Source organism: Prochlorococcus sp. MIT 1011 (genome assembly GCF_047305235.1).
In the GTDB taxonomy this organism is placed as follows: Bacteria; Cyanobacteriota; Cyanobacteriia; order PCC-6307; family Cyanobiaceae; genus Prochlorococcus_B.
Map to the genome: position 1 here is coordinate 1,188,125 of NZ_CP138983.1, position 18,183 is coordinate 1,206,307.

Genomic DNA, 18,183 nt, shown 5'->3' on the forward strand with positions numbered 1-18,183 from the left:
GAACATATATAATTGGTTTTCAAAATGAGTTCGTCAACCATATAATTGCTTCCATATTTTGTTGGTTTAACATAGTAAATCATCAAAAAATCTTACATACTCAAACTGTGAATAAAGACAACCTCCATATTAAAGTCTCTTTAACTAGCAACCCATACGAAATAGTTATAGGGAAAAGGAGTCTTGAATGTATAGGAGATGAGCTATGTAAAATTGGTTTTAAAGATGGACTAAAAGTATTAGTCGTTTCCAATAAGGAAGTCTCAGATCACTATAGTGATTGCATAATTAAAGGTCTGATCAAAAGTAAGTTCAATCCAAAACTTCTAATATTGAAAGCAGGAGAAGACCAAAAGAATCAATCTTCTATAGATTTAATCCACGACGCAGCTTATGAAGCCCGGTTAGAGAGAGGGTCATTAATGATTGCCCTTGGAGGTGGTGTGATTGGAGACATGACTGGTTTTGCAGCTGCCACTTGGTTGCGTGGAATCCATGTAGTCCAAATACCTACAACTTTGCTTGCCATGGTTGATGCCTCTATTGGTGGCAAAACGGGCATAAATCATTCAAAAGGTAAAAATCTTATCGGTGCTTTTCATCAACCTAAATTGGTGTTAATAGATCCCCAAACGTTATTTACACTCCCAGCAAGAGAGTTCAGAGCAGGGATGGCTGAAATAATAAAATATGGTGTTATTTCAGACCTAGAACTATTTGAACTTTTAGAAAAGCAAGAAAATATCTCTGATTTTTCAAGAATAAATGAGAAGCTGCTAATAGAAGTAATTAAGCGTTCTGCAAAATCTAAGGCAGAAATTGTTGTAAAAGATGAGAAGGAAAGTGGAATTAGAGCATTCTTAAATTATGGTCATACATTTGGCCACGTAATCGAAAATCTTTGTGGCTATGGTAAATGGCTTCATGGTGAGGCAGTAGCAATGGGTATGGTCGCAGTCGGTCAGTTGGCGGTTCAAAGAGGACTATGGGAAGAAAGTGACGCAAAAAGACAGAATCAACTAATAGATAAAGCAGGTTTACCAACAAAGTGGCCTAAGCTTGAACAAGAAAATGTTCTAAGATCACTTCAAGGCGACAAGAAAGTAAAAAACGGCAAAGTCAGTTTCGTTATGCCCTTAACAATTGGTGATGTGAGATTGTTTAACGATATCTCTAATAAAGAAATATATGAATGCTTGCAAAAACTTAGCTAATGGGCTCTTGAAGAAAACGATTGCTTAAAATCAGATCATAACTATTGTCCTTCTGGAAAGCTAACCACCTAAATTCCCCTAGCCCTATTGGATCAACAAGTCTCAATAATGACTCTCTTCGATTTAAAGCGGCCGACAAATCTTGACTACTTGTATTTTGAAGAGAAAATAGTAATCTTGAAAGTCCTAATGCCAATAGAGCCTGTCCCTGCCTAGTCTCACCCATAAACTTCCATCCATTGATCAAGGCATAACTAATAGTTGATTCAATACATAAATGTGCTGTTAAATCAATCAAGCCTGGATCTTTTAAAATATTTGTATTTGCTTTTTGATTCCTGTAAGAAATAAGAGTACCGTCCTTTCTATTTGAATTGTAATACCGCTTCGATTCCATCGCATAGTCGACAATCAATAATGTGCCATTGATTAAAACCTTAGACAACTTCCCAAACCAAGTTGGCAAATCACAATGCCATTCTGTAACCCATCTATCACAAATATCCTTTGGTGGAAACTCAATGTTTAAAAGACTATTCGATTCTTGCAAAAACTCCATAATCGGTGAAGTGGGCTTGAGATCAACAAACTCCAAAAAATATTCATCATTTATTTTTCTTAAAGCAACTCCTTGTCTAAAGACTTTATTTCCAGTAAAAATTAATCTCTCTACTGGAAAAGCATCTAAAGCTTCATTAGCAATAACTACACCTGTTACTGGCCTTAAAATTAGATCTTCCAAATCGCACCAGCGACAATAAATACCCTCTAAATTATTGACTACTTTTTCTTGTCGTTCTCTCATCCCTACATTTAATTCAACTAAAACAAACTCGATTTTACTGATTAAAGCGGGTGAAATTTCAGCAATAGCAATTGCCAAATCTCTAGACAAAGTTCCTTCTCCTGGTCCAATCTCAACGAGAGAAAACAATTCAGATTCAATTCCTGACTTCTCTAAATCTAGAAACCAATCAACGACTTGAATAGCTAATAAACGTGCAAAATCATTACCCAAAGAAGGAGAAGTACAAAAGTCTCCATCCCTCCCAATATTCAATCTTCCAGTTGAATAAAATCCATTTTCAGGATCATTTAAAACTAAATCCATATATTTGTAGAAACTAATAAAACCGCCACTATTTATGATTCGATCAATTAACCATTGGGGACATCTCGCGGTGGGGTCAATCATGATGGAGAATACATCCAGAGAAAATCAAGCACATGCTGAAGAAATCATTTAAAAGAGCCATAATTTATTGCCTAGGACTCGTAATAATGTTTTCAATGGGAGGGAGGACATTTGCTTACGATAATCCTGAACTATTACCAAAAGAACAAACACCAATAATCGATCTTGCAAAGGCTCTAAGTGAGAAACAAAGATTAGATTTAGAAACCTCACTTAATTCTTATGAACAAGAAACTGGATGGAAAATAAGGGTATTGTCACAATATGAGAAAACCCCTGGCCTAGCTGTCAAAGACTATTGGGGTCTTGATGAAACAAGCTTACTAATAGTTGCTGACCCTAGAGGAGGTAATTTACTTAGTTTCAATGTTGGAGATGCATATTTTGCCCTAATGCCCAGAATCTTTTGGGTGGAGCTGCAAACTAGATTTGGAAACCAATTTTATGTAAGGGATAACGGAGAAGATGGTGCGATCTTAGCTTCAATTAAAGCTGTAGAAACCTGTTTAGACCGTGGCGGTTGCGAAGTAGTACCTGGCTTACCTCAAGAACAATGGCAATGGACATTATTAACCTCTTTATTGGGGGGGGTTATTGCAGGTTTTGCGGCTTCTCCAAGAGAAGGGGGTAAATCATTTTCAATAGGATGGCTATTGCTCCTCTCTCCTCTTTGGATAATTCTATTTGGAATTTTTGGCATTGCTCCTGTGGTAACAAGAACTAATGATATTTTGCCATTAATGAGAAATATTTTGGGATTTATAGGCTCTGCAATTGGTGCTTATTTGATTGCAGAAAGAAAATTTAAGGATCCTGATTTAAATAAGCAAAGTTAAAGTCAATTGGAGATGAAGAAAATAAAAATATAGTGAATACTAGTTTTCTTGGTTTAATAAAATCTCTTTATATGCAATTGATGCATCATTCCTAAACCATCTGTGAGATACATGAACGAGCTTGTTATTAGAGAACTCAACCCAAGAAAAATGACACAAATTCTCACCTGCAGAATCAATACCTCTTCTTGGAACACACGCTGCATTTAAATATGAAGTCCCCCACAGATCTTGAGCAAAAGTTTTTCTAGTTCGATTCCCCCCAATTCTTAATTGATGATGAGTATGGCCAAAAACGACTAATTCTGGAACTCTAAATTTACGAATTTGATCAATTGCGATACCAAGATCTTTATCCCCCCAATCCATTGAGGGCAATTTCCAATCTCTGCCACAAAGGCTAGAAGCCTCTGATCCAAGACCTACTGGTCCAGCATGAGCAAGTATTAATAAAGGAAAATCTAATGGTGCTGACTTGGCGGCAGAAACAATCCTAAAGACAGATTCATCAAGGCTCACCTCCCCGAATACAGATTTAACTTCTGGTGTTAAGAAAAAGCCTCCCCCACCACTGCAAGGTCTAGCTCCAACGACAGAAAGTTCATTTAATGCCCATTTCGATAAATTCCATGAACAATTCTTTTCACCTAACAAATCCAACTGGGCTTGTAAAACATTACCAGATCCGTCTCTACCTCTATCATGATTTCCCAGTACGACAGAAGTGGGTATAGAAATTTTATTTATTCCCCGAACAATTCTTAAATCACCATCGGACAAGTCGCCAACAAATAAAACGCCATCAGGATTCAGTTCCAAAAGCAGATCTAAATCATCCTGACTCCATGAGCCATGTAAATCCCCAGCGATAGCAATTCGGATATCTGTCAGATTTTTTTGGAAATTACCCTCTATACTGCCCCAACACATTGAATTGGAAACTAATTACTACTGTTTCCTATTACAAGACTGATATATCAGTCTCAAATAAAAGCAAAAATCTCATTGATGAGATCAATTTTTTGCGTAAAAAAAGAAACGCTATAATTCTTGCTCATTACTATCAAGAGCCTGCGATTCAGGATATTGCAGATTTTATTGGAGATTCACTTGAATTATCCAGAAAAGCTTCTGAGACAAATGCTGACGTCATTGTTTTTTGTGGCGTTCATTTCATGGCTGAGACAGCAAAGATCCTGAGTCCAAATAAGACTGTTCTTCTTCCTGATTTTGATGCTGGATGCACACTCGCAGATGATTGCCAACCTGATGACTTCCAAAAATTCTTAGACAAGCATCCTGATCATTTTGCCATTAGCTATGTAAATTGCAGTGCAGCGGTGAAGGCAAAAAGTGACCTAATTTGTACTAGTAGTAACGCAGTTGATCTGGTAAACAAATTACCCAAAGATTTACCTATTTTATTTTCACCAGATAGGAATCTTGGCAGATGGGTTGAACGTCAAAGTGGCAGAAAATTAACTTTGTGGCCAGGCAGATGTCTTGTCCATGAAACTTTTAATGAAGAATCACTTATAAAATTAAAAATCAAAAATCCAACTGCTGAAGTTCTTGCCCATCCCGAATGTCAAGAGAATCTTTTAGATTTAGCAGATTTCATAGGTTCAACAAGCAAATTGCTGAATTATTCTCAAAATAGTAAGAAAGATACATTTATCGTGCTAACTGAGCCAGGAATAATCCATCAAATGAGATTACAAGACCCTTTAAAGACATATATCGAAGTACCTGGACTAGATGGTTGTAGTTGCAATGAATGCCCATACATGAGAATGAATACCTTAGAAAAAGTATTAAATTGCCTAAAAGAAATGAATCCAGAGTTGCACATGGACGAACAAATTAGATTAATGGCCTATAAGCCACTAAAAAAAATGCTTGATATGAGTAACTGATTTCAAGTGTGAATTTATCTCTTTTTATTGTTGTTTTAGGAGGAAGAAGTCTAAAAAGTAATATAGAAATACACGATGTAAGATGGGTTATAGGGGAATCAATTGAAGACACATTCCCAGAACTTAGAGGACAATGGTTAGGGAAAATTAGCGGGCTTCATATTGATAGTTATAAGTGTATTAAATATATAGATGGCTATGAAATAGTCATTACTAAATCTAATAAAGATAATTTAAATAACCCCCAAATAAAAGACTTAAAACTTTGGTTTGTTAATTTAGGTGGGTACAATCCTAAAAAGATGTATGAAGAACATGAATTCAATCTAATTGTCGCAAAAAAAGCTATTCAGGCAAAAAATAAAGCCAAAAAGAATTGGGAATCAAATTTAAAAAATAAACATAATGATGACTACTCAGCGATAAATTATTTGGAACAAGTTGATGATTTGCATCCTATAAAAATAAAAAATTGGGAAATAAATTTAATCCCAGATCCAGAAGAGAGAAATGAAAAACTTATTCCTGACTGGTATGGATATAGGAGAATTGATAAGTTTTAATTATTTTTTCAGAGCGTAGTCTAAATTAGATTTTAAGGGGTTATAAGAATTTTTATTAGCTTCAACTTTAAACTTTTTAAGCAATATATTTTCAGCCACAACATATTGACTATCTTTTAAAGTTCCTAGATCTGAATTTGTTAATCTATTTTCATCATTTAACAAAAGATCTACTTCAATATCAGGTTTTATTCCATTTTTATTAATATCTTTACCACTTGGTGTTAAATATTTAGCGACTGTAACTGTTAGACCTGAGCCATCAGAAAGAGACCTGACAGACTGGACTAGTCCTTTACCAAAAGTCTTTTTCCCAACCAATACTCCTCTTTTATTATCTTTAATTGCTCCAGAGAGAATCTCGCTAGCACTCGCAGATCCTTCATCGATTAAAACTACAACTGGTCTGTTGGTTAAAGCTCTGCTTTTTGCTTTCCTAATATCAGTAATACCATCTTTTGTTTTAGTACTGACAATTATTCCTGTATTTATCCATTGTCTAGCTATTTCAATGCTTGCCTCAAGCAAACCGCCTGGGTTACTTCTAAGATCTAATACATAACCAAGAGGTTGTTGTTTTTCTAATTTATTAATAGATAAGCTCATTTCTTTTGGAGATTTTGCATTGAATTGTTTCAACCTTAAATAACCAATTTTCGCACCTAAAACTGTATTATTTATTCGACTATCAACCACATTAATTTCAATTCTATCTCGTATCAATGAGAAATTTAATAACTCATCGTCTCTAAGAATACCTAATTCAACCTTAGTTCCTTTTTTGCCTCGAATAAGTTTAACGGTACTATCTATACTCAGACCTTCGATAGACTTGCTATCTATAGAAACAATTATATCCTTAGGTTTTATTCCTGCAAGAAAAGCTGGAGTTCCTTCTATTGGAGAAACAACTACAATTTGCTTAGTAACTTGATCAAGAGATATTTGAATACCCACTCCCATCAATTCACCTGTTGTATCTATTCTCATTTCATTTAATTCTTTAGGATCTAAAAATCTTGTATAAGGATCATCCAATCCTGTCAACATATCTTTTATTGCAACGTATGCATCTTCATTATCAAAATATTTAATTGATAGAATTTCTTTTCTTAATTTAATCCAATCTTCTGCTTTGTATTTTCCTGAATAGTCCAAAAAGTCGCGATATATAATTTGCCATACTTGATCAATAATCTCCTTTGGATTATTAGTAATCAAAGTAGAAGAATTTGCCTGAAAGGAAAAAGATGGAGCAGGTAAAACAACTGATAATAAACATATTTTTAAAAATATCTTCAACATAATTATCAAATAATTTTTCTAATAATAAAACAATTAAAATTTATATTCTGTTTTTAAGGGTCTACCCATTTACCATCTTCTTTAATTAAATCAACTAAGGCCTGAACCCCTTCATCCTCAGGTACCCTCTTGATTTCATCTCTATTTCTATAAAGCGCAATAGTTCCAACACCTTTACCTACATAACCATAGTCTGCATCTGCCATCTCTCCAGGTCCATTAACGATACAACCCATCACTGCTATATCTAGTCCTGTCAAATGGATGGTAGCTGCTCTAACTTTTGCCACAACTTCTTCTAAGTTAAATAATGTTCTACCGCAGCTAGGGCAACTAATATATTCGACCATAGTTTTTCTCAGTCCAACTGCTTGCAGAATTGAATAAGCAACCGGTATTTCCTTCTCTGGTGCCTCAGTAAGGGAAACTCGTATTGTGTCTCCAATCCCCTCTGATAATAATGTTCCGATTCCAGCAGTACTTTTTATTCTCCCATAATCTCCATCTCCAGCTTCAGTTACACCCAAATGCAAAGGATAATTAAATCCCTCTTTATCCATAGTATCAGCCATCATTCTGTAAGCAGCGAGCATGACAGGAGGTCTAGAAGCCTTCATTGAAACTACAATATTGTGAAAGTCTAATGAATCACAAATTCGAATAAATTCCATGGCTGATTCAACCATCCCAAAAGGTGTATCTCCATATGCAAATAACATTCTCTCTGCTAATGATCCATGATTAACTCCTATCCTAAGTGCCTTATTTTGCTCTTTTAAAGTATTAACAATTGGTTCAAATTTCTGAATAATCTTATCTTTAGTTGCTTTTATTTCCGCGTCAGTAAATTCTGTTCTATTTGGATCAGGTCTTTCAAAAACAAATAATCCTGGATTGATACGAACTTTATCTACATGCTTAGCAACCTCTAAAGCTATTTTCATTCCATTGTGGTGAACATCCGCTACTAATGGAACTGGTTGATAAGTACTAGCTAGAAGTTTTTTTATTTCTCCAACAGCTTTTGCACTTGCAAGAGTGGGAACCGTTAATCTAACAATCTCACATCCTATTTCATGCAATCTTCTAATTGCGGCAGTTGAACCCTCAATATCCATCGTATCTTCATTAATCATCGACTGAACACGAACTGGATTATCCCCTCCTATGCCAATATCTCCAACCATTACAGGTCTAGTATCTCTACGAATAATTCTGGTGCTATAACGCTGTGAAACATTATTTTCTTTCTTATCTTTTTCCAGGGTCGCAATCATGGGTTAACAATTGAGCCTCTTTAATAAACAAGAATGACATATTTGAGGGCTATTTTAAAGTATCAATTTTTTCTTTGATTTTTAAAAAATCCAATTTAGTTAAACTCATTGGAGATCCTTCCTCTTTTGATTGATTTCTAAGTAAATAAGCTGGATGAAAAATAGGCATAACAAGTCTTCCGTCCCAATTAATCCATTTACCCCTGAGAATGCTTATAGGGGACTTAATTTTCAAAATTGCTTGTAAGGCTGTAGCACCAACAAGAAGTATAATTTCTGGATTTACAAGTTTGATTTGTTGATATAACCAGGGAAGATTTTCTTGGATTTCTGTCTTTGTAGGGCGTCTATTTTTTGGAGGTCTACATTTGACCACGTTGCAAAAATAAACATCTAGTCTGATATCGATTCCTGCATTTTGAAGCAACTTATCAAGTAGCTTTCCAGACCTTCCCACAAAAGGCTCTCCTAACTCCTCCTCCTTTGCTCCCGGAGCCTCGCCAACAATCATCAACTTAGCGAAAGGGTTACCACGTGATACAACGATTTTGCTTATGGGATTGCCTAAATTAGAAACTTCAGAAAAGTCTTTATCAGGGGCGCTATTTTTTTTCACATCAGAGCATCCAAATCTGATCCTTTTGAAAGGTACGGCACTAAAATCAGGAATTTATTACCTTCTGGATCAAGAATCCATTGCTCAGCTCCAAAGTTCACCAATTTTGTTTTGCCCATAACACTACCTCCTGTTTTTAATATCTCAGAAATCCACGTTTCAATCATTTTTGATGGATCTTCAGAAGGTTCACCTTGAAAACATAATGAGGTTGAATTTCCTTTCCTTTGCCATTCATGATTCTCATTAGGTCGATAAAAATGTATTTTGGATCGATTACTTAACGAAATAAAATAATGAGAAGCATTAAAACCTTTGCATGCCTTGTCAGAGTTGATTTTGGCATAAAATCCAGACAATTCTTTAGGGTTTTTAGAGGCAATTACAAAGTTTATGTTCATCAAAGGCATGCAAGTATCTGATTAAGTAGTAAATTTGTAATTAGATCAATTCACTTTAAAAGTGAATCTAAGAAATACATTTTGAAGTTATGCTTCGAAGATGACTGACAAATCACAGATATCTATAAGAGCTCTCTCAATAAAACCTTCTCTAACTCTTGAGATCAGCGCAAAAGCTAAGGCTTTGAAAGATGAAGGAAAAAATATTTGTAGTTTAAGCGCAGGGGAACCTGATTTTGATACCCCTGAATTTATTATCGATGCAACTCTAAAAGCATTAAAAGATGGGAAAACTCGTTATGGACCAGCCGCTGGAGATCCTGAATTAAGAGAGGCTATTGCGCAAAAACAATCAACTATTAATAAAGTGCCAACGAAACCAGACAATGTTTTAGTAACGAATGGAGGGAAACAAGCAATATACAATTTATTTCAAGTAGTTTTAAATCCAGGAGATGAAGTCCTCATACCTTCACCTTATTGGCTTAGCTATCCTGAAATAACCCTTTTGGCTGGTGCGAAGCCAATTAAAATCAAATCTTCAACTAAAGATAATTTTAAAATTGATATCAATTCTCTAGAAGAAAAAGTAACTGAAAAAACAAGGTTATTAATTATTAACTCTCCAAGTAATCCAACTGGCTGTGTTTTAACTGAGCGAGAGATGAAAACTATTTCCGATTTTTTAAGAAGGCATCCAAGAATTTTATTAATGAGTGATGAAATTTATGAATTTCTTATTTCTCCAAATCAAGTTCATCATAGTTTCGCGAAAATCTCACCAGACTTAAAAAATAGAATTTTCACTGTCAACGGTTTTGCAAAGGCGTGGGCAATGACTGGTTGGAGGATTGGATACTTAACAGGAAACGCAGAGGTGATAAAGAAAGCCATTGCTTTACAAAGTCAAAGTACAAGCAATGTATGTAGTTTTGCTCAAAAAGGAGCTATTGCAGCACTTCAAGGCTCAAAAGATTGCGTTCATGAAATGGCAGAAATTTATAACAAAAGGAGGTTATTAATAACAGACAGACTAAAAAAAATAAAACATATTTCATTTGTCCCTCCCAATGGAGCTTTCTATGTTTTCCCAGAAATTAATCTAGGGGAGATCGATTCAATAAGTTTCTGCAAATTGGCACTAGAAAAGGTTGGTCTAGCAATAGTTCCAGGGATTGCTTTCGGAGATGACAAATGCATAAGAATCTCATACGCAGCTTCAAATAAAATGATCAACGATGGAGTTGATAGGTTAGAAAGACTATTAAATGATTTTTAAATTAAAAAAAAAAAAAATGAATCAAGCGCCAAGATCAATAAAGTTCACGAAAATAACAACTGCTCTTTTATCAATATTTAATTTATCTAATATTGGTTCATTAAAAGCAGAGGAAATACTTAGCATTGGGGCGATACCAGATCAAAACCCAGAGCACCTGAATCGTCTATATAAAGTATTAACCTCTGAATTAAGCGAGCAGCTCAATGTTCAAGTCCGTTATAAACCAGTTACTAATTATGCTGCAGCTGTAACAGCTTTTAGGACCGGGAATTTAGATTTAGTATGGTTCGGTGCTTTAACGGGTGTACAAGCAAGACTTCAAAGCAATGGATCCAAGGTAATAGCTCAAAGAGATATTGATGAAAAATTCCATAGTATTTTTATTGCAAACAAAAAAAGTTCAATCCAAAAAATAAATAACATAAATGACTTAAAAACACTAAAAGGCAAGCGTTTTACTTTTGGCTCTGAAAGTTCAACATCAGGAAGATTGATGCCACAATATTTTTTAAACAAAGCAGGTGTTCAACTTAAAGATTTCAAAGGTGCAAGCCCAGGCTTTAGTGGTAGCCACGATTCAACATTAATGCTTGTGCAAAGTGGTTCATATGAGGCAGGTGCTCTTAGCGAAGAAGTATGGAAGAGAAATCTTGTTAGAGGAAGCGTGGCCCCCTCAAAGGTCTTTGTGATTTGGAAGACTCCTTCTTATCATAATTATCATTGGCTTGCTCAAGGAAACCTAGATAAAAAGTTCAAAAAAGGCTTTACGAAAGAGCTTACAAATGTATTTTTAAGTTTCAATGAAAAGTCAAAAAAACAAAAACAAATTCTCGACTTATTTAGCGCAAAGAAATTTATAATATCAAAAAATGAGAATTATAATAAAATAGAAAAGGTAGGTAGAAAAATTGGAAAGATTAAGTGACTAAGTTACTAGAATTAAAGAATATAAGCCATAGCAATAAAGAAAGTATTAGAGTAAAAGGTATTAGTTTAACAATAAATCAAGGTGAGAAAATAGCGCTTATTGGCAAGAGTGGCTCTGGCAAAAGTACATTAATCTCGATCGCGAATGGATCACTAATCCCAAACGAAGGGGATGTAATATGGAAAGGTTCTCACATTAACAATATTTCAAATATTGAGTCGTCAAAAATAGGAACTATATGGCAGGATTTATCTTTGATAGAAGAGCTTAATGTCGCTCAGAATATAAACTGCGGTGCACTAGGTAAACACAATTTCATATGGGCTTTAAAAAATCTCCTCGGAGTCTTAGATAAAGGTTTATGCCAAGAATGTCTAGCAGCAGTCTCTCTGCCAAAAAAAACTATTTATTCCAATATAAATAAACTTTCTGGTGGGCAAAAAAAAAGAATAGCAATTGCACGTCTTTTAAGACAAGAACCAGAGATTCTTCTTGGAGACGAACCTTTCTCAAATTTAGACCCTCTATTATCAAAAAATATCTTAAATTTATTTATTAATCAAAAAAATTATCTTAGAATTAAAATCCCTGAGACCATACTTATAAGTCTTCACCAAATTAATTTAATAAATAATTTCAATAGAGTTATTGGGTTAAAAGATGGAGAGATTGTAATAGATAGAGAAATTGATAATATCAATCAATCAGAGCTTGATTGGCTATTTTAATTCACAATGAAATTAATAAAACCAGTATCAACTTTATTAACATTAATCCCATCAATAGCCTACATTCCCATTCTAATAGAAATCATCAAAGGACTTCATATTGGGGGCCTAAATATCATATTACTATTCATAAGCTCAGCAATAAAACCATCGTTCAATCAAGAAGTAGTTAAAAGCGCATGGGAAGGACTTCAAATAACAATTGCTACTGCTTTAACCAGCTGGGTTATAAGCATGCTTATTGGAATTCTTTTAGGTGTACTATCTACAGATTTATTTTGGAAAAGTATTCCTAAATTTTCTTATTTAGGTAAATTCATAAAATACTCATTAGCAATTCCAAGATCAATACATGAAGTAGTCTGGGGCCTGCTATTTATACAAATTTTAGGTTTGAATATTTGGGTGGCAATTATATCTATAGTCATTCCCTATTCAGCCTTAACAGCAAGAGTAATTTCAGAGCAACTAGATAGTTTTGACATACAACCTCTAATAGCAATTAAGAAAACTGGATCTAATGTTATAAGCTCATTTATAACTATTCTACTACCAAAGTTAATACCTATCGTATCTACATATGGAAGTTACAGATTTGAATGTGCAATTAGAGGTGTAACATTACTTGGAATATTTGGATTAGGAGGTATAGGAACAGAACTATATTTAACTATAAAATCCTTTGAGTTCAATGAAATGTGGACTTGTTTGTGGATGCTTTGGTTAGTTATGATTTTATTAGAGAAATTTATAAGATATTTAAGAAGTTATTTATCTGAAAATATTAGTTTGAAAAATTCTTTCTTAATTTCAATCTCAATATTTTCACTATCTCTGTCCTTAGGTATTAGTTGGCTTTATAATCTAAATTTTGAGATATTTACTCCATTAAGATTCTCGTATTTAAATTTACCTTCATTCGTAGAGATAAGAAATGGATTTAATACCTTACCTCTTTTTAAACTAATCATTACAACAATTTTAATAACTTTTTTTGCGTCTGGGATTGCAATAGGGACACCTCCACTTTTACTAGTATTATTCCCAGGTAAATTCCCTCTAAAAGTTCAAAATCTTATTTGGATCTTCTTTAGATTGATACCTCCTCCATTGACCACTATACTTATTCTTCTTTTTACTACTCCTAATATATCTGTAGCCGCATTATCACTAGGAATTACACATATGGGTGTCATGGGAAGATTACTTACAGATAATATACTAAATCAAGAAAAAAATATTTATCGAGCAATTAAAAGCAATGGTTCAAGCAAGAAGTCAGCAACACTTTATGGAATATTAGCCCCCCAAAGTAATAGTTACTTAGCTTATGGAGCATATAGAAGTGACGTAATCCTAAAGGAAACAGCAATTATAGGTGCAGTCGGAGGAGTAGGATTAGGGTGGCAATTACAGGAATCACTAAGCTCATTCGATTGGGCACAAGTCATTATAATAACTGCTACTTTCTCTTTATTAACAATGTCAGGAGAATTTTTATTTAACACTACTCAAAATTATTGGTTAAAGAATTCAACCAACAATTTCATTAGTTAGTTATTTTATTCACCATATCGACTTATGAATAAATATCAGAAAAAATTAATCATAATTGGAGATAGTGGGGTTTACGGATGGGGAGATCTAGAGGGAGGGGGATGGTCTGAGAGATTAAGACAAAACTGGTTAAATTTAGATGGTGCACCTATCATTTATTCTCTTGGAATAAGAGGAGATGGATTAGAGAAAGTTGCTATAAGATATAAGAATGAGTGGGCATCAAGGGGAGAGTTAAGGAGAAAAGTTCCTGAAGGTATTTTGCTATCAATTGGATTAAATGATACAGCTAGAATTGGAAGAAAAGATGGCAGGCCCCAACTTTCCGAAGATGCTTTTAAATTTGGCTTAAAACAATTAGTAAACGAAATTAAGAATGAAGTAGATATAATGGTTCTTGGATTAACACCTGTTAATGAAGACTCAATGCCTTTTGCAGAATGTCTTTGGTATTCAAATCAAGCTTGTTCTAAATATGAAAATAAAATTGAAGAAGCTTGCTTAGAATTAAATGTTCCGTTTTTATCTATCCATGATAAAATGATCAACCTATTATCATTTAAAGAATTACTCTCATCAGATGGAATACATCTAAATACTAAGGGTCATAAATGGATTTATGACCAAATTAGCGAATGGCCAGCACTGAAGAATTGGGCTGGTTTAAAATAAATATTTCAAACAAACTTCAAATATAAAAAGATAGAAATAATAGCGGCTATAGATGTCTGGATAGAATTAACTAATTCATTAGTCATCCAATCAATCTTATTTTGAACTACTGCTCCAATATAACTTTCCAAAAATGTTGCTAAATAACCAGAGAAGAAGACTATAAAAGCAACAGATAGTCCAGAAATAATCGATAGATTAAGCATAAAAACAGTCATAATAAAACTACCTAACAAACCAGCTATTGAACCTTCAATACTTATTGCCCCCTCTGTTCCTGGTGATACTGACTTTAAAGTCGTAATTAGAAAAGTTCTTTTACCAAATCTTTTGCCAATTTCACTTGAAAAGGTATCGGAAAGTTTTGCACTGAAACTAGAAGCAAAACCTACCATGAATAAATTTAAAAAATTTGGCCAAAGACAACTTAATAAGGCGAGTGAGCAACCTGTTGCTGCAGACCCCCATACATTTTCAGGGCCACGTTGACCACCTCTTGCTTCAGCAATCCCACGGGAAGCCTTATTTTTGTATCCAATTTTTGTAACTAAAGTTCCCAACAAGAGATAGACACAAACTGATATCCAACCATTCCAACCAATAGATCCTAATAAAAGTGTTCCAAGTATTCCAGCATGAATCCATCCTTTCTTAGTTAAAAATGGAAGCCTATGTCCTACAAATATCAACAAGAAATTAATCAAAAAAGCATTAATCCAAATACCGCTTATAGAAGAGAAGTTAGCCATCGTTCCTAACCAGCATGCCTATTTCTAAACAATAGACGGTTTTATGATCAAAAATATTCAATCTTAAAGGGATGATTTAAGTCTTCTCCATGAAGTCATTAACTGACAGGCACTTACGGCAGCTGTTGATGTCCTCAAAATAGTTTCTCCCATAGATACCCCAGACAAGCCAGAGTCAAAAGCTAATGCCTCTTCATCTTTATTCCAGCCTCCCTCTGGGCCAACTACCACCCAAACTTGATTGACTTTATGTGGTGTTTCTTTTAACCAATTCACACAATCTTGCAAGTTTTGAATGCGTGTTGTGGCAAATCCTATTTGAGCTTCGGAAGGCAAATCATTTATCCAATTAGGGAATGTCAAGACCTGCATTAGTTTTGGACTCCAAAGTCTTTCAGATTGCTCAACGGCTTCATGAATAATTTTTTGAAATCTAATAATTTTTTCGTTACTACATTCTTTAACTACTGATCGTTTTGAAATTAATGGTTGAATAATGTCAACTCCTATCTCACAACTCATTTGTAAAAAGTTTTCAAACCCCTTTTTAGGAATAACTACAGCAATGCCTATTAATGGTCTCTCTCTTGGAACGACTTGAAAGGGTTTATCAAAAGCATTGGTAAGTTTTATATTTTTATTTTCAACAATTTTTGCGTTCCAAAGATGACCTTTTCCATCAATAACCTCTAAAAGATCTTTCGATCTCATCCTCATAACTCTAGATAAATAATGTGATTCATTAGAGGTCAATATCAACTCTCCATTTGAATCGATTTCATCACTTAATCGATGTGGATTTATAAATAATCTTCTTTTCTCAGCCATAGAAAATTAATTTGTTGAAGAGAAAATTGCATCAGGATGCTCTTCTACTGGCCAATCTTGATTTACTCCTCCGATAATTAGTTCTTCTATTTTTAGAACATCAACATCCATTTGTTTTAGCACATTTATCAAAACATCAATTGCAATAAGGTCAGAAGTACCTAAATCGACCCAACATCTAGCCCAGCACTCATTAAATTCAAATTCTCCAAGATTATGCATTAATGATGGAAGACTAGAGGAGGTATCGTCATTTTCATAGCTCATCCAACTGATGTCAGAACCCATTTCGTGTGTTTGCAAATTTTCAGAATTAAATCCACCAAGTCTGCCTAAAACATACCAAGAATCAAAAATACCATCGACATATTCTTTTTCTCCCTTACTTGGGACATCTGAATATCTAAGCCATATCCAACAATTGAAAGGATCAACTTCACGAAATCGAACTTCCATAAACAATAGATCTTAAAAAAGAAAAACTAAAAGATATCAAACATAATCTAATGTAAATTGATTAAAGAAAATTAAAAAATCTTTATTTAATTGATCAAAGCCTCAATAAAAAATAATGCTTAGTTTAAAAAATATTTATTACCATCCCTCAACAGCAGAGAAGCCAATCCTTAAAGATTTGTGTTTGAAATCAAATGCTGGAAAAATCACAATAGTTAGAGGACCCAGTGGAAGCGGAAAAACTACATTAGTAGAAATAATTAGCGGTATATCTGGATATCAGAAAGGAGAGATAGCATGGTTCAACAAAACTCTAAATGCACGTCAGCGCAGGTGGTTATGTGGATTGGTTTTTCAATTTCCAGAAAGATATTTTCTTGGATTATCGGTGGCTCAAGAATTACGCATTGGACATAAGAGGTTAACGACTGAAGAACTAGTTTCCGTTCTCACAAAAGTGGGGTTGATCAACTTAGATTTAAAGAAGCCGCCAGAATCTCTTAGTGGTGGACAACAACGACGACTAGCTATTGCTGTTCAATTATTAAGAAGTCCAAAAGTACTTTTATTGGATGAGCCAACAGCAGGTTTAGATTGGTCAGTAAGAAACGGAATTATAGAATTACTCGCAAAGCTTAAAGACAAGCAAACTATCCTAATAGTTACACATGAACCCGAACTTTTTAAAAATTTGAATACCGACAATTATGAGTTAAACAATGGTCAGCTTATCCCTGAGTAATCAATTCAACTAATCAATGACAGATTTACTAGTTAGAGCTACTGCTGCGAAAGGAGGGATCAGGCTAGTTGCCGTATCAACAACAGAATCAACAAAAGAAGCAAAAGAAAGACATTCTCTTTCATATTTAACTTCTGCAATTGTAGGTAGGGCCATGAGTGCAAGCCTCCTGCTTGCAAGCTCAATGAAAGTAAATCATGGAAGGGTAACTTTGAGGGTAAGCTCAAATGGACCACTAAAAGGATTAACTATTGATGCGGGTAGAGATGGAAGTGTGAGAGGTTATGTTGGCGATCCAAGTCTTGAATTAGACCTAATTAAAAATAAAAGCAATAACTATACATTTGATTTTAAAAAAGCAACAGGTATTGGCTATCTTCACGTTATTAGAGACGACGGGAAAGGTGAGCCACACAACAGCACAGTTGAATTAATTAATGGAGGGATAGGTGAAGACATCGCTTCCTATTTATTACATTCTGAACAAACTCCATCAGCTGTATTTGTTGGAGAAAGAATTAATCAGGATGGAATAGTTTGTAGCGGAGGACTTTTAGCACAAATATTACCCAAAGCAGAACGAGACTATTCATTGATAGCCCTACTTGAAGATAGATGTAAAGAAATCAACTCTTTTAGTGAACTATTAAACAAAAAAGGAACTAACCTTATTTCTCTAATTGAAGAAATTTTTCCTGACCTTGATCAATCACATTCAGATATTATTAGCACATTTCAAGAAGTTCGTTTTAAATGTAGATGCTCAAGAGAGAGAAGCCTATCAGCATTGAAGATTTTAGGAAAAGAAGAGCTTCAGAACATGGTAAAGGAGGATGGGAAAGCAGAACTTACATGTCAATTCTGCAAAAATGTTTATCTTGTTAACAAGGACGAATTGACATCTTTAATCGATTAAAG

The 18,183-nt window shown here is 34.3% G+C and carries 20 protein-coding genes; 11 read left to right on the forward strand and 9 right to left on the reverse strand.

Annotated features, from left to right (window positions below; translation table 11 throughout):
* Positions 1-107 precede the first annotated feature (107 nt).
* Complete coding sequence (aroB, locus tag SIB75_RS07285) at positions 108-1,214, forward strand: 3-dehydroquinate synthase (RefSeq protein WP_413682633.1); 1,107 nt, start codon at positions 108-110, stop codon at positions 1,212-1,214.
* Here aroB and SIB75_RS07290 read toward each other — a convergent pair.
* Entirely contained in the window at positions 1,207-2,409 is a 1,203-nt protein-coding gene (locus SIB75_RS07290) for a class I SAM-dependent methyltransferase (RefSeq protein WP_413682634.1), read from the reverse strand. The genes aroB and SIB75_RS07290 overlap by 8 nt on opposite strands.
* An 86-nt stretch (positions 2,410-2,495) precedes the next feature.
* On the opposite strand from SIB75_RS07290, the gene SIB75_RS07295 reads away from it, so the two are divergent.
* Positions 2,496-3,245 (forward strand): TPM domain-containing protein, encoded by a 750-nt coding sequence (locus tag SIB75_RS07295; RefSeq protein ID WP_413682635.1) that lies wholly within the window; start codon positions 2,496-2,498, stop codon positions 3,243-3,245.
* A gap of 39 nt (positions 3,246-3,284) precedes the next feature.
* On the opposite strand, the gene SIB75_RS07300 is transcribed toward SIB75_RS07295, so the two are convergent.
* Positions 3,285-4,175 (reverse strand): TIGR04168 family protein, encoded by an 891-nt coding sequence (locus tag SIB75_RS07300; protein ID WP_413390184.1) that lies wholly within the window; start codon positions 4,173-4,175, stop codon positions 3,285-3,287.
* 44 nt (positions 4,176-4,219) lie between these two features.
* Here SIB75_RS07300 and nadA point away from each other — a divergent pair, with 44 nt between their 5' ends.
* Together nadA and SIB75_RS07310 are read left to right on the forward strand one after the other, a co-directional pair.
* Positions 4,220-5,161, forward strand: coding sequence for a quinolinate synthase NadA (gene nadA, locus SIB75_RS07305; protein ID WP_413684820.1), 942 nt, complete (start codon positions 4,220-4,222; stop codon positions 5,159-5,161).
* Between the two features lie 8 nt (positions 5,162-5,169).
* Positions 5,170-5,724: a DUF1543 domain-containing protein gene (locus SIB75_RS07310; protein ID WP_413682636.1), complete on the forward strand. Its 555-nt coding sequence runs from the start codon at positions 5,170-5,172 to the stop codon at positions 5,722-5,724.
* Here the strand turns inward: SIB75_RS07310 and SIB75_RS07315 are convergent, their stop codons facing one another.
* The 4 genes from SIB75_RS07315 to SIB75_RS07330 are packed head-to-tail and all read right to left on the reverse strand — an operon-like array spanning position 5,725 to position 9,323.
* Complete coding sequence (locus SIB75_RS07315) at positions 5,725-7,029, reverse strand: S41 family peptidase (RefSeq protein ID WP_413682637.1); 1,305 nt, start codon at positions 7,027-7,029, stop codon at positions 5,725-5,727.
* 53 nt (positions 7,030-7,082) lie between these two features.
* Positions 7,083-8,306, reverse strand: coding sequence for a (E)-4-hydroxy-3-methylbut-2-enyl-diphosphate synthase (gene ispG, locus SIB75_RS07320; RefSeq protein WP_269610058.1), 1,224 nt, complete (start codon positions 8,304-8,306; stop codon positions 7,083-7,085).
* Positions 8,307-8,355: 49 nt separating this feature from the next.
* A complete protein-coding gene (locus SIB75_RS07325) occupies positions 8,356-8,922 on the reverse strand; it encodes a uracil-DNA glycosylase (protein WP_413682638.1) in 567 nt (188 codons plus the stop codon).
* Positions 8,919-9,323 carry a lactoylglutathione lyase gene (locus tag SIB75_RS07330; protein ID WP_413682639.1) on the reverse strand — a complete coding sequence of 135 codons (405 nt, stop codon included), beginning with the start codon at positions 9,321-9,323 and terminating at the stop codon, positions 8,919-8,921. The genes SIB75_RS07325 and SIB75_RS07330 overlap by 4 nt, the downstream gene beginning before the upstream one ends.
* Positions 9,324-9,423: 100 nt before the next feature.
* Between SIB75_RS07330 and SIB75_RS07335 the strand changes: the two genes are divergently transcribed.
* From SIB75_RS07335 to SIB75_RS07355, 5 genes are read left to right on the forward strand one after another with little or no spacing between them, the layout of a single operon-like run.
* Entirely contained in the window at positions 9,424-10,602 is a 1,179-nt protein-coding gene (locus SIB75_RS07335) for a pyridoxal phosphate-dependent aminotransferase (RefSeq protein WP_413682640.1), read from the forward strand.
* A gap of 16 nt (positions 10,603-10,618) precedes the next feature.
* Entirely contained in the window at positions 10,619-11,530 is a 912-nt protein-coding gene (locus SIB75_RS07340; protein WP_413682641.1) for a putative selenate ABC transporter substrate-binding protein, read from the forward strand.
* The gene (locus SIB75_RS07345; protein ID WP_413682642.1) at positions 11,527-12,261 is read left to right on the forward strand and encodes an ATP-binding cassette domain-containing protein; all 735 of its coding nucleotides are present in this window, start codon (positions 11,527-11,529) and stop codon (positions 12,259-12,261) included. The genes SIB75_RS07340 and SIB75_RS07345 overlap by 4 nt, the downstream gene beginning before the upstream one ends.
* A gap of 6 nt (positions 12,262-12,267) precedes the next feature.
* Positions 12,268-13,818 carry a PhnE/PtxC family ABC transporter permease gene (locus SIB75_RS07350; protein WP_413682643.1) on the forward strand — a complete coding sequence of 517 codons (1,551 nt, stop codon included), beginning with the start codon at positions 12,268-12,270 and terminating at the stop codon, positions 13,816-13,818.
* Positions 13,819-13,842: 24 nt separating this feature from the next.
* Positions 13,843-14,490 carry a GDSL-type esterase/lipase family protein gene (locus tag SIB75_RS07355; RefSeq protein ID WP_413682644.1) on the forward strand — a complete coding sequence of 216 codons (648 nt, stop codon included), beginning with the start codon at positions 13,843-13,845 and terminating at the stop codon, positions 14,488-14,490.
* A 5-nt stretch (positions 14,491-14,495) separates the two neighbouring features.
* Here SIB75_RS07355 and SIB75_RS07360 read toward each other — a convergent pair whose 3' ends face one another.
* The 3 genes from SIB75_RS07360 to SIB75_RS07370 form a co-directional block, all read right to left on the reverse strand.
* Entirely contained in the window at positions 14,496-15,239 is a 744-nt protein-coding gene (locus tag SIB75_RS07360) for a TIGR00297 family protein (RefSeq protein WP_413390173.1), read from the reverse strand.
* Between the two features lie 63 nt (positions 15,240-15,302).
* A complete protein-coding gene (locus SIB75_RS07365) occupies positions 15,303-16,067 on the reverse strand; it encodes a 16S rRNA (uracil(1498)-N(3))-methyltransferase (RefSeq protein ID WP_413682645.1) in 765 nt (254 codons plus the stop codon).
* A gap of 6 nt (positions 16,068-16,073) precedes the next feature.
* Positions 16,074-16,523 (reverse strand): DUF3531 family protein, encoded by a 450-nt coding sequence (locus SIB75_RS07370; protein WP_413682646.1) that lies wholly within the window; start codon positions 16,521-16,523, stop codon positions 16,074-16,076.
* Positions 16,524-16,638: 115 nt separating this feature from the next.
* Between SIB75_RS07370 and SIB75_RS07375 the strand changes: the two genes are divergently transcribed.
* Entirely contained in the window at positions 16,639-17,265 is a 627-nt protein-coding gene (locus tag SIB75_RS07375; protein WP_413682647.1) for an ABC transporter ATP-binding protein, read from the forward strand.
* 16 nt (positions 17,266-17,281) lie between these two features.
* Positions 17,282-18,181: an Hsp33 family molecular chaperone HslO gene (gene hslO / locus SIB75_RS07380; RefSeq protein WP_413682648.1), complete on the forward strand. Its 900-nt coding sequence runs from the start codon at positions 17,282-17,284 to the stop codon at positions 18,179-18,181.
* Positions 18,182-18,183: the final 2 nt, after the last annotated feature.

What these genes read in the sequence shown, in the direction of transcription:
- SIB75_RS07290 (WP_413682634.1), bottom strand. Translation starts at nt 2,409, where the DNA reads ATGATTGACCCCACCGCGAGATGTCCCCAATGGTTAATTGATCGAATC.
- SIB75_RS07295 (WP_413682635.1), top strand. Translation starts at nt 2,496, where the DNA reads ATGTTTTCAATGGGAGGGAGGACATTTGCTTACGATAATCCTGAACTA.
- SIB75_RS07300 (WP_413390184.1), bottom strand. Translation starts at nt 4,175, where the DNA reads ATGTGTTGGGGCAGTATAGAGGGTAATTTCCAAAAAAATCTGACAGAT.
- SIB75_RS07315 (WP_413682637.1), bottom strand. Translation starts at nt 7,029, where the DNA reads ATGTTGAAGATATTTTTAAAAATATGTTTATTATCAGTTGTTTTACCT.
- ispG (WP_269610058.1), bottom strand. Translation starts at nt 8,306, where the DNA reads ATGATTGCGACCCTGGAAAAAGATAAGAAAGAAAATAATGTTTCACAG.
- SIB75_RS07330 (WP_413682639.1), bottom strand. Translation starts at nt 9,323, where the DNA reads ATGAACATAAACTTTGTAATTGCCTCTAAAAACCCTAAAGAATTGTCT.
- SIB75_RS07335 (WP_413682640.1), top strand. Translation starts at nt 9,424, where the DNA reads ATGACTGACAAATCACAGATATCTATAAGAGCTCTCTCAATAAAACCT.
- SIB75_RS07340 (WP_413682641.1), top strand. Translation starts at nt 10,619, where the DNA reads ATGAATCAAGCGCCAAGATCAATAAAGTTCACGAAAATAACAACTGCT.
- SIB75_RS07350 (WP_413682643.1), top strand. Translation starts at nt 12,268, where the DNA reads ATGAAATTAATAAAACCAGTATCAACTTTATTAACATTAATCCCATCA.
- SIB75_RS07355 (WP_413682644.1), top strand. Translation starts at nt 13,843, where the DNA reads ATGAATAAATATCAGAAAAAATTAATCATAATTGGAGATAGTGGGGTT.
- SIB75_RS07360 (WP_413390173.1), bottom strand. Translation starts at nt 15,239, where the DNA reads ATGGCTAACTTCTCTTCTATAAGCGGTATTTGGATTAATGCTTTTTTG.
- SIB75_RS07365 (WP_413682645.1), bottom strand. Translation starts at nt 16,067, where the DNA reads ATGGCTGAGAAAAGAAGATTATTTATAAATCCACATCGATTAAGTGAT.
- SIB75_RS07370 (WP_413682646.1), bottom strand. Translation starts at nt 16,523, where the DNA reads ATGGAAGTTCGATTTCGTGAAGTTGATCCTTTCAATTGTTGGATATGG.
- SIB75_RS07375 (WP_413682647.1), top strand. Translation starts at nt 16,639, where the DNA reads ATGCTTAGTTTAAAAAATATTTATTACCATCCCTCAACAGCAGAGAAG.
- hslO (WP_413682648.1), top strand. Translation starts at nt 17,282, where the DNA reads ATGACAGATTTACTAGTTAGAGCTACTGCTGCGAAAGGAGGGATCAGG.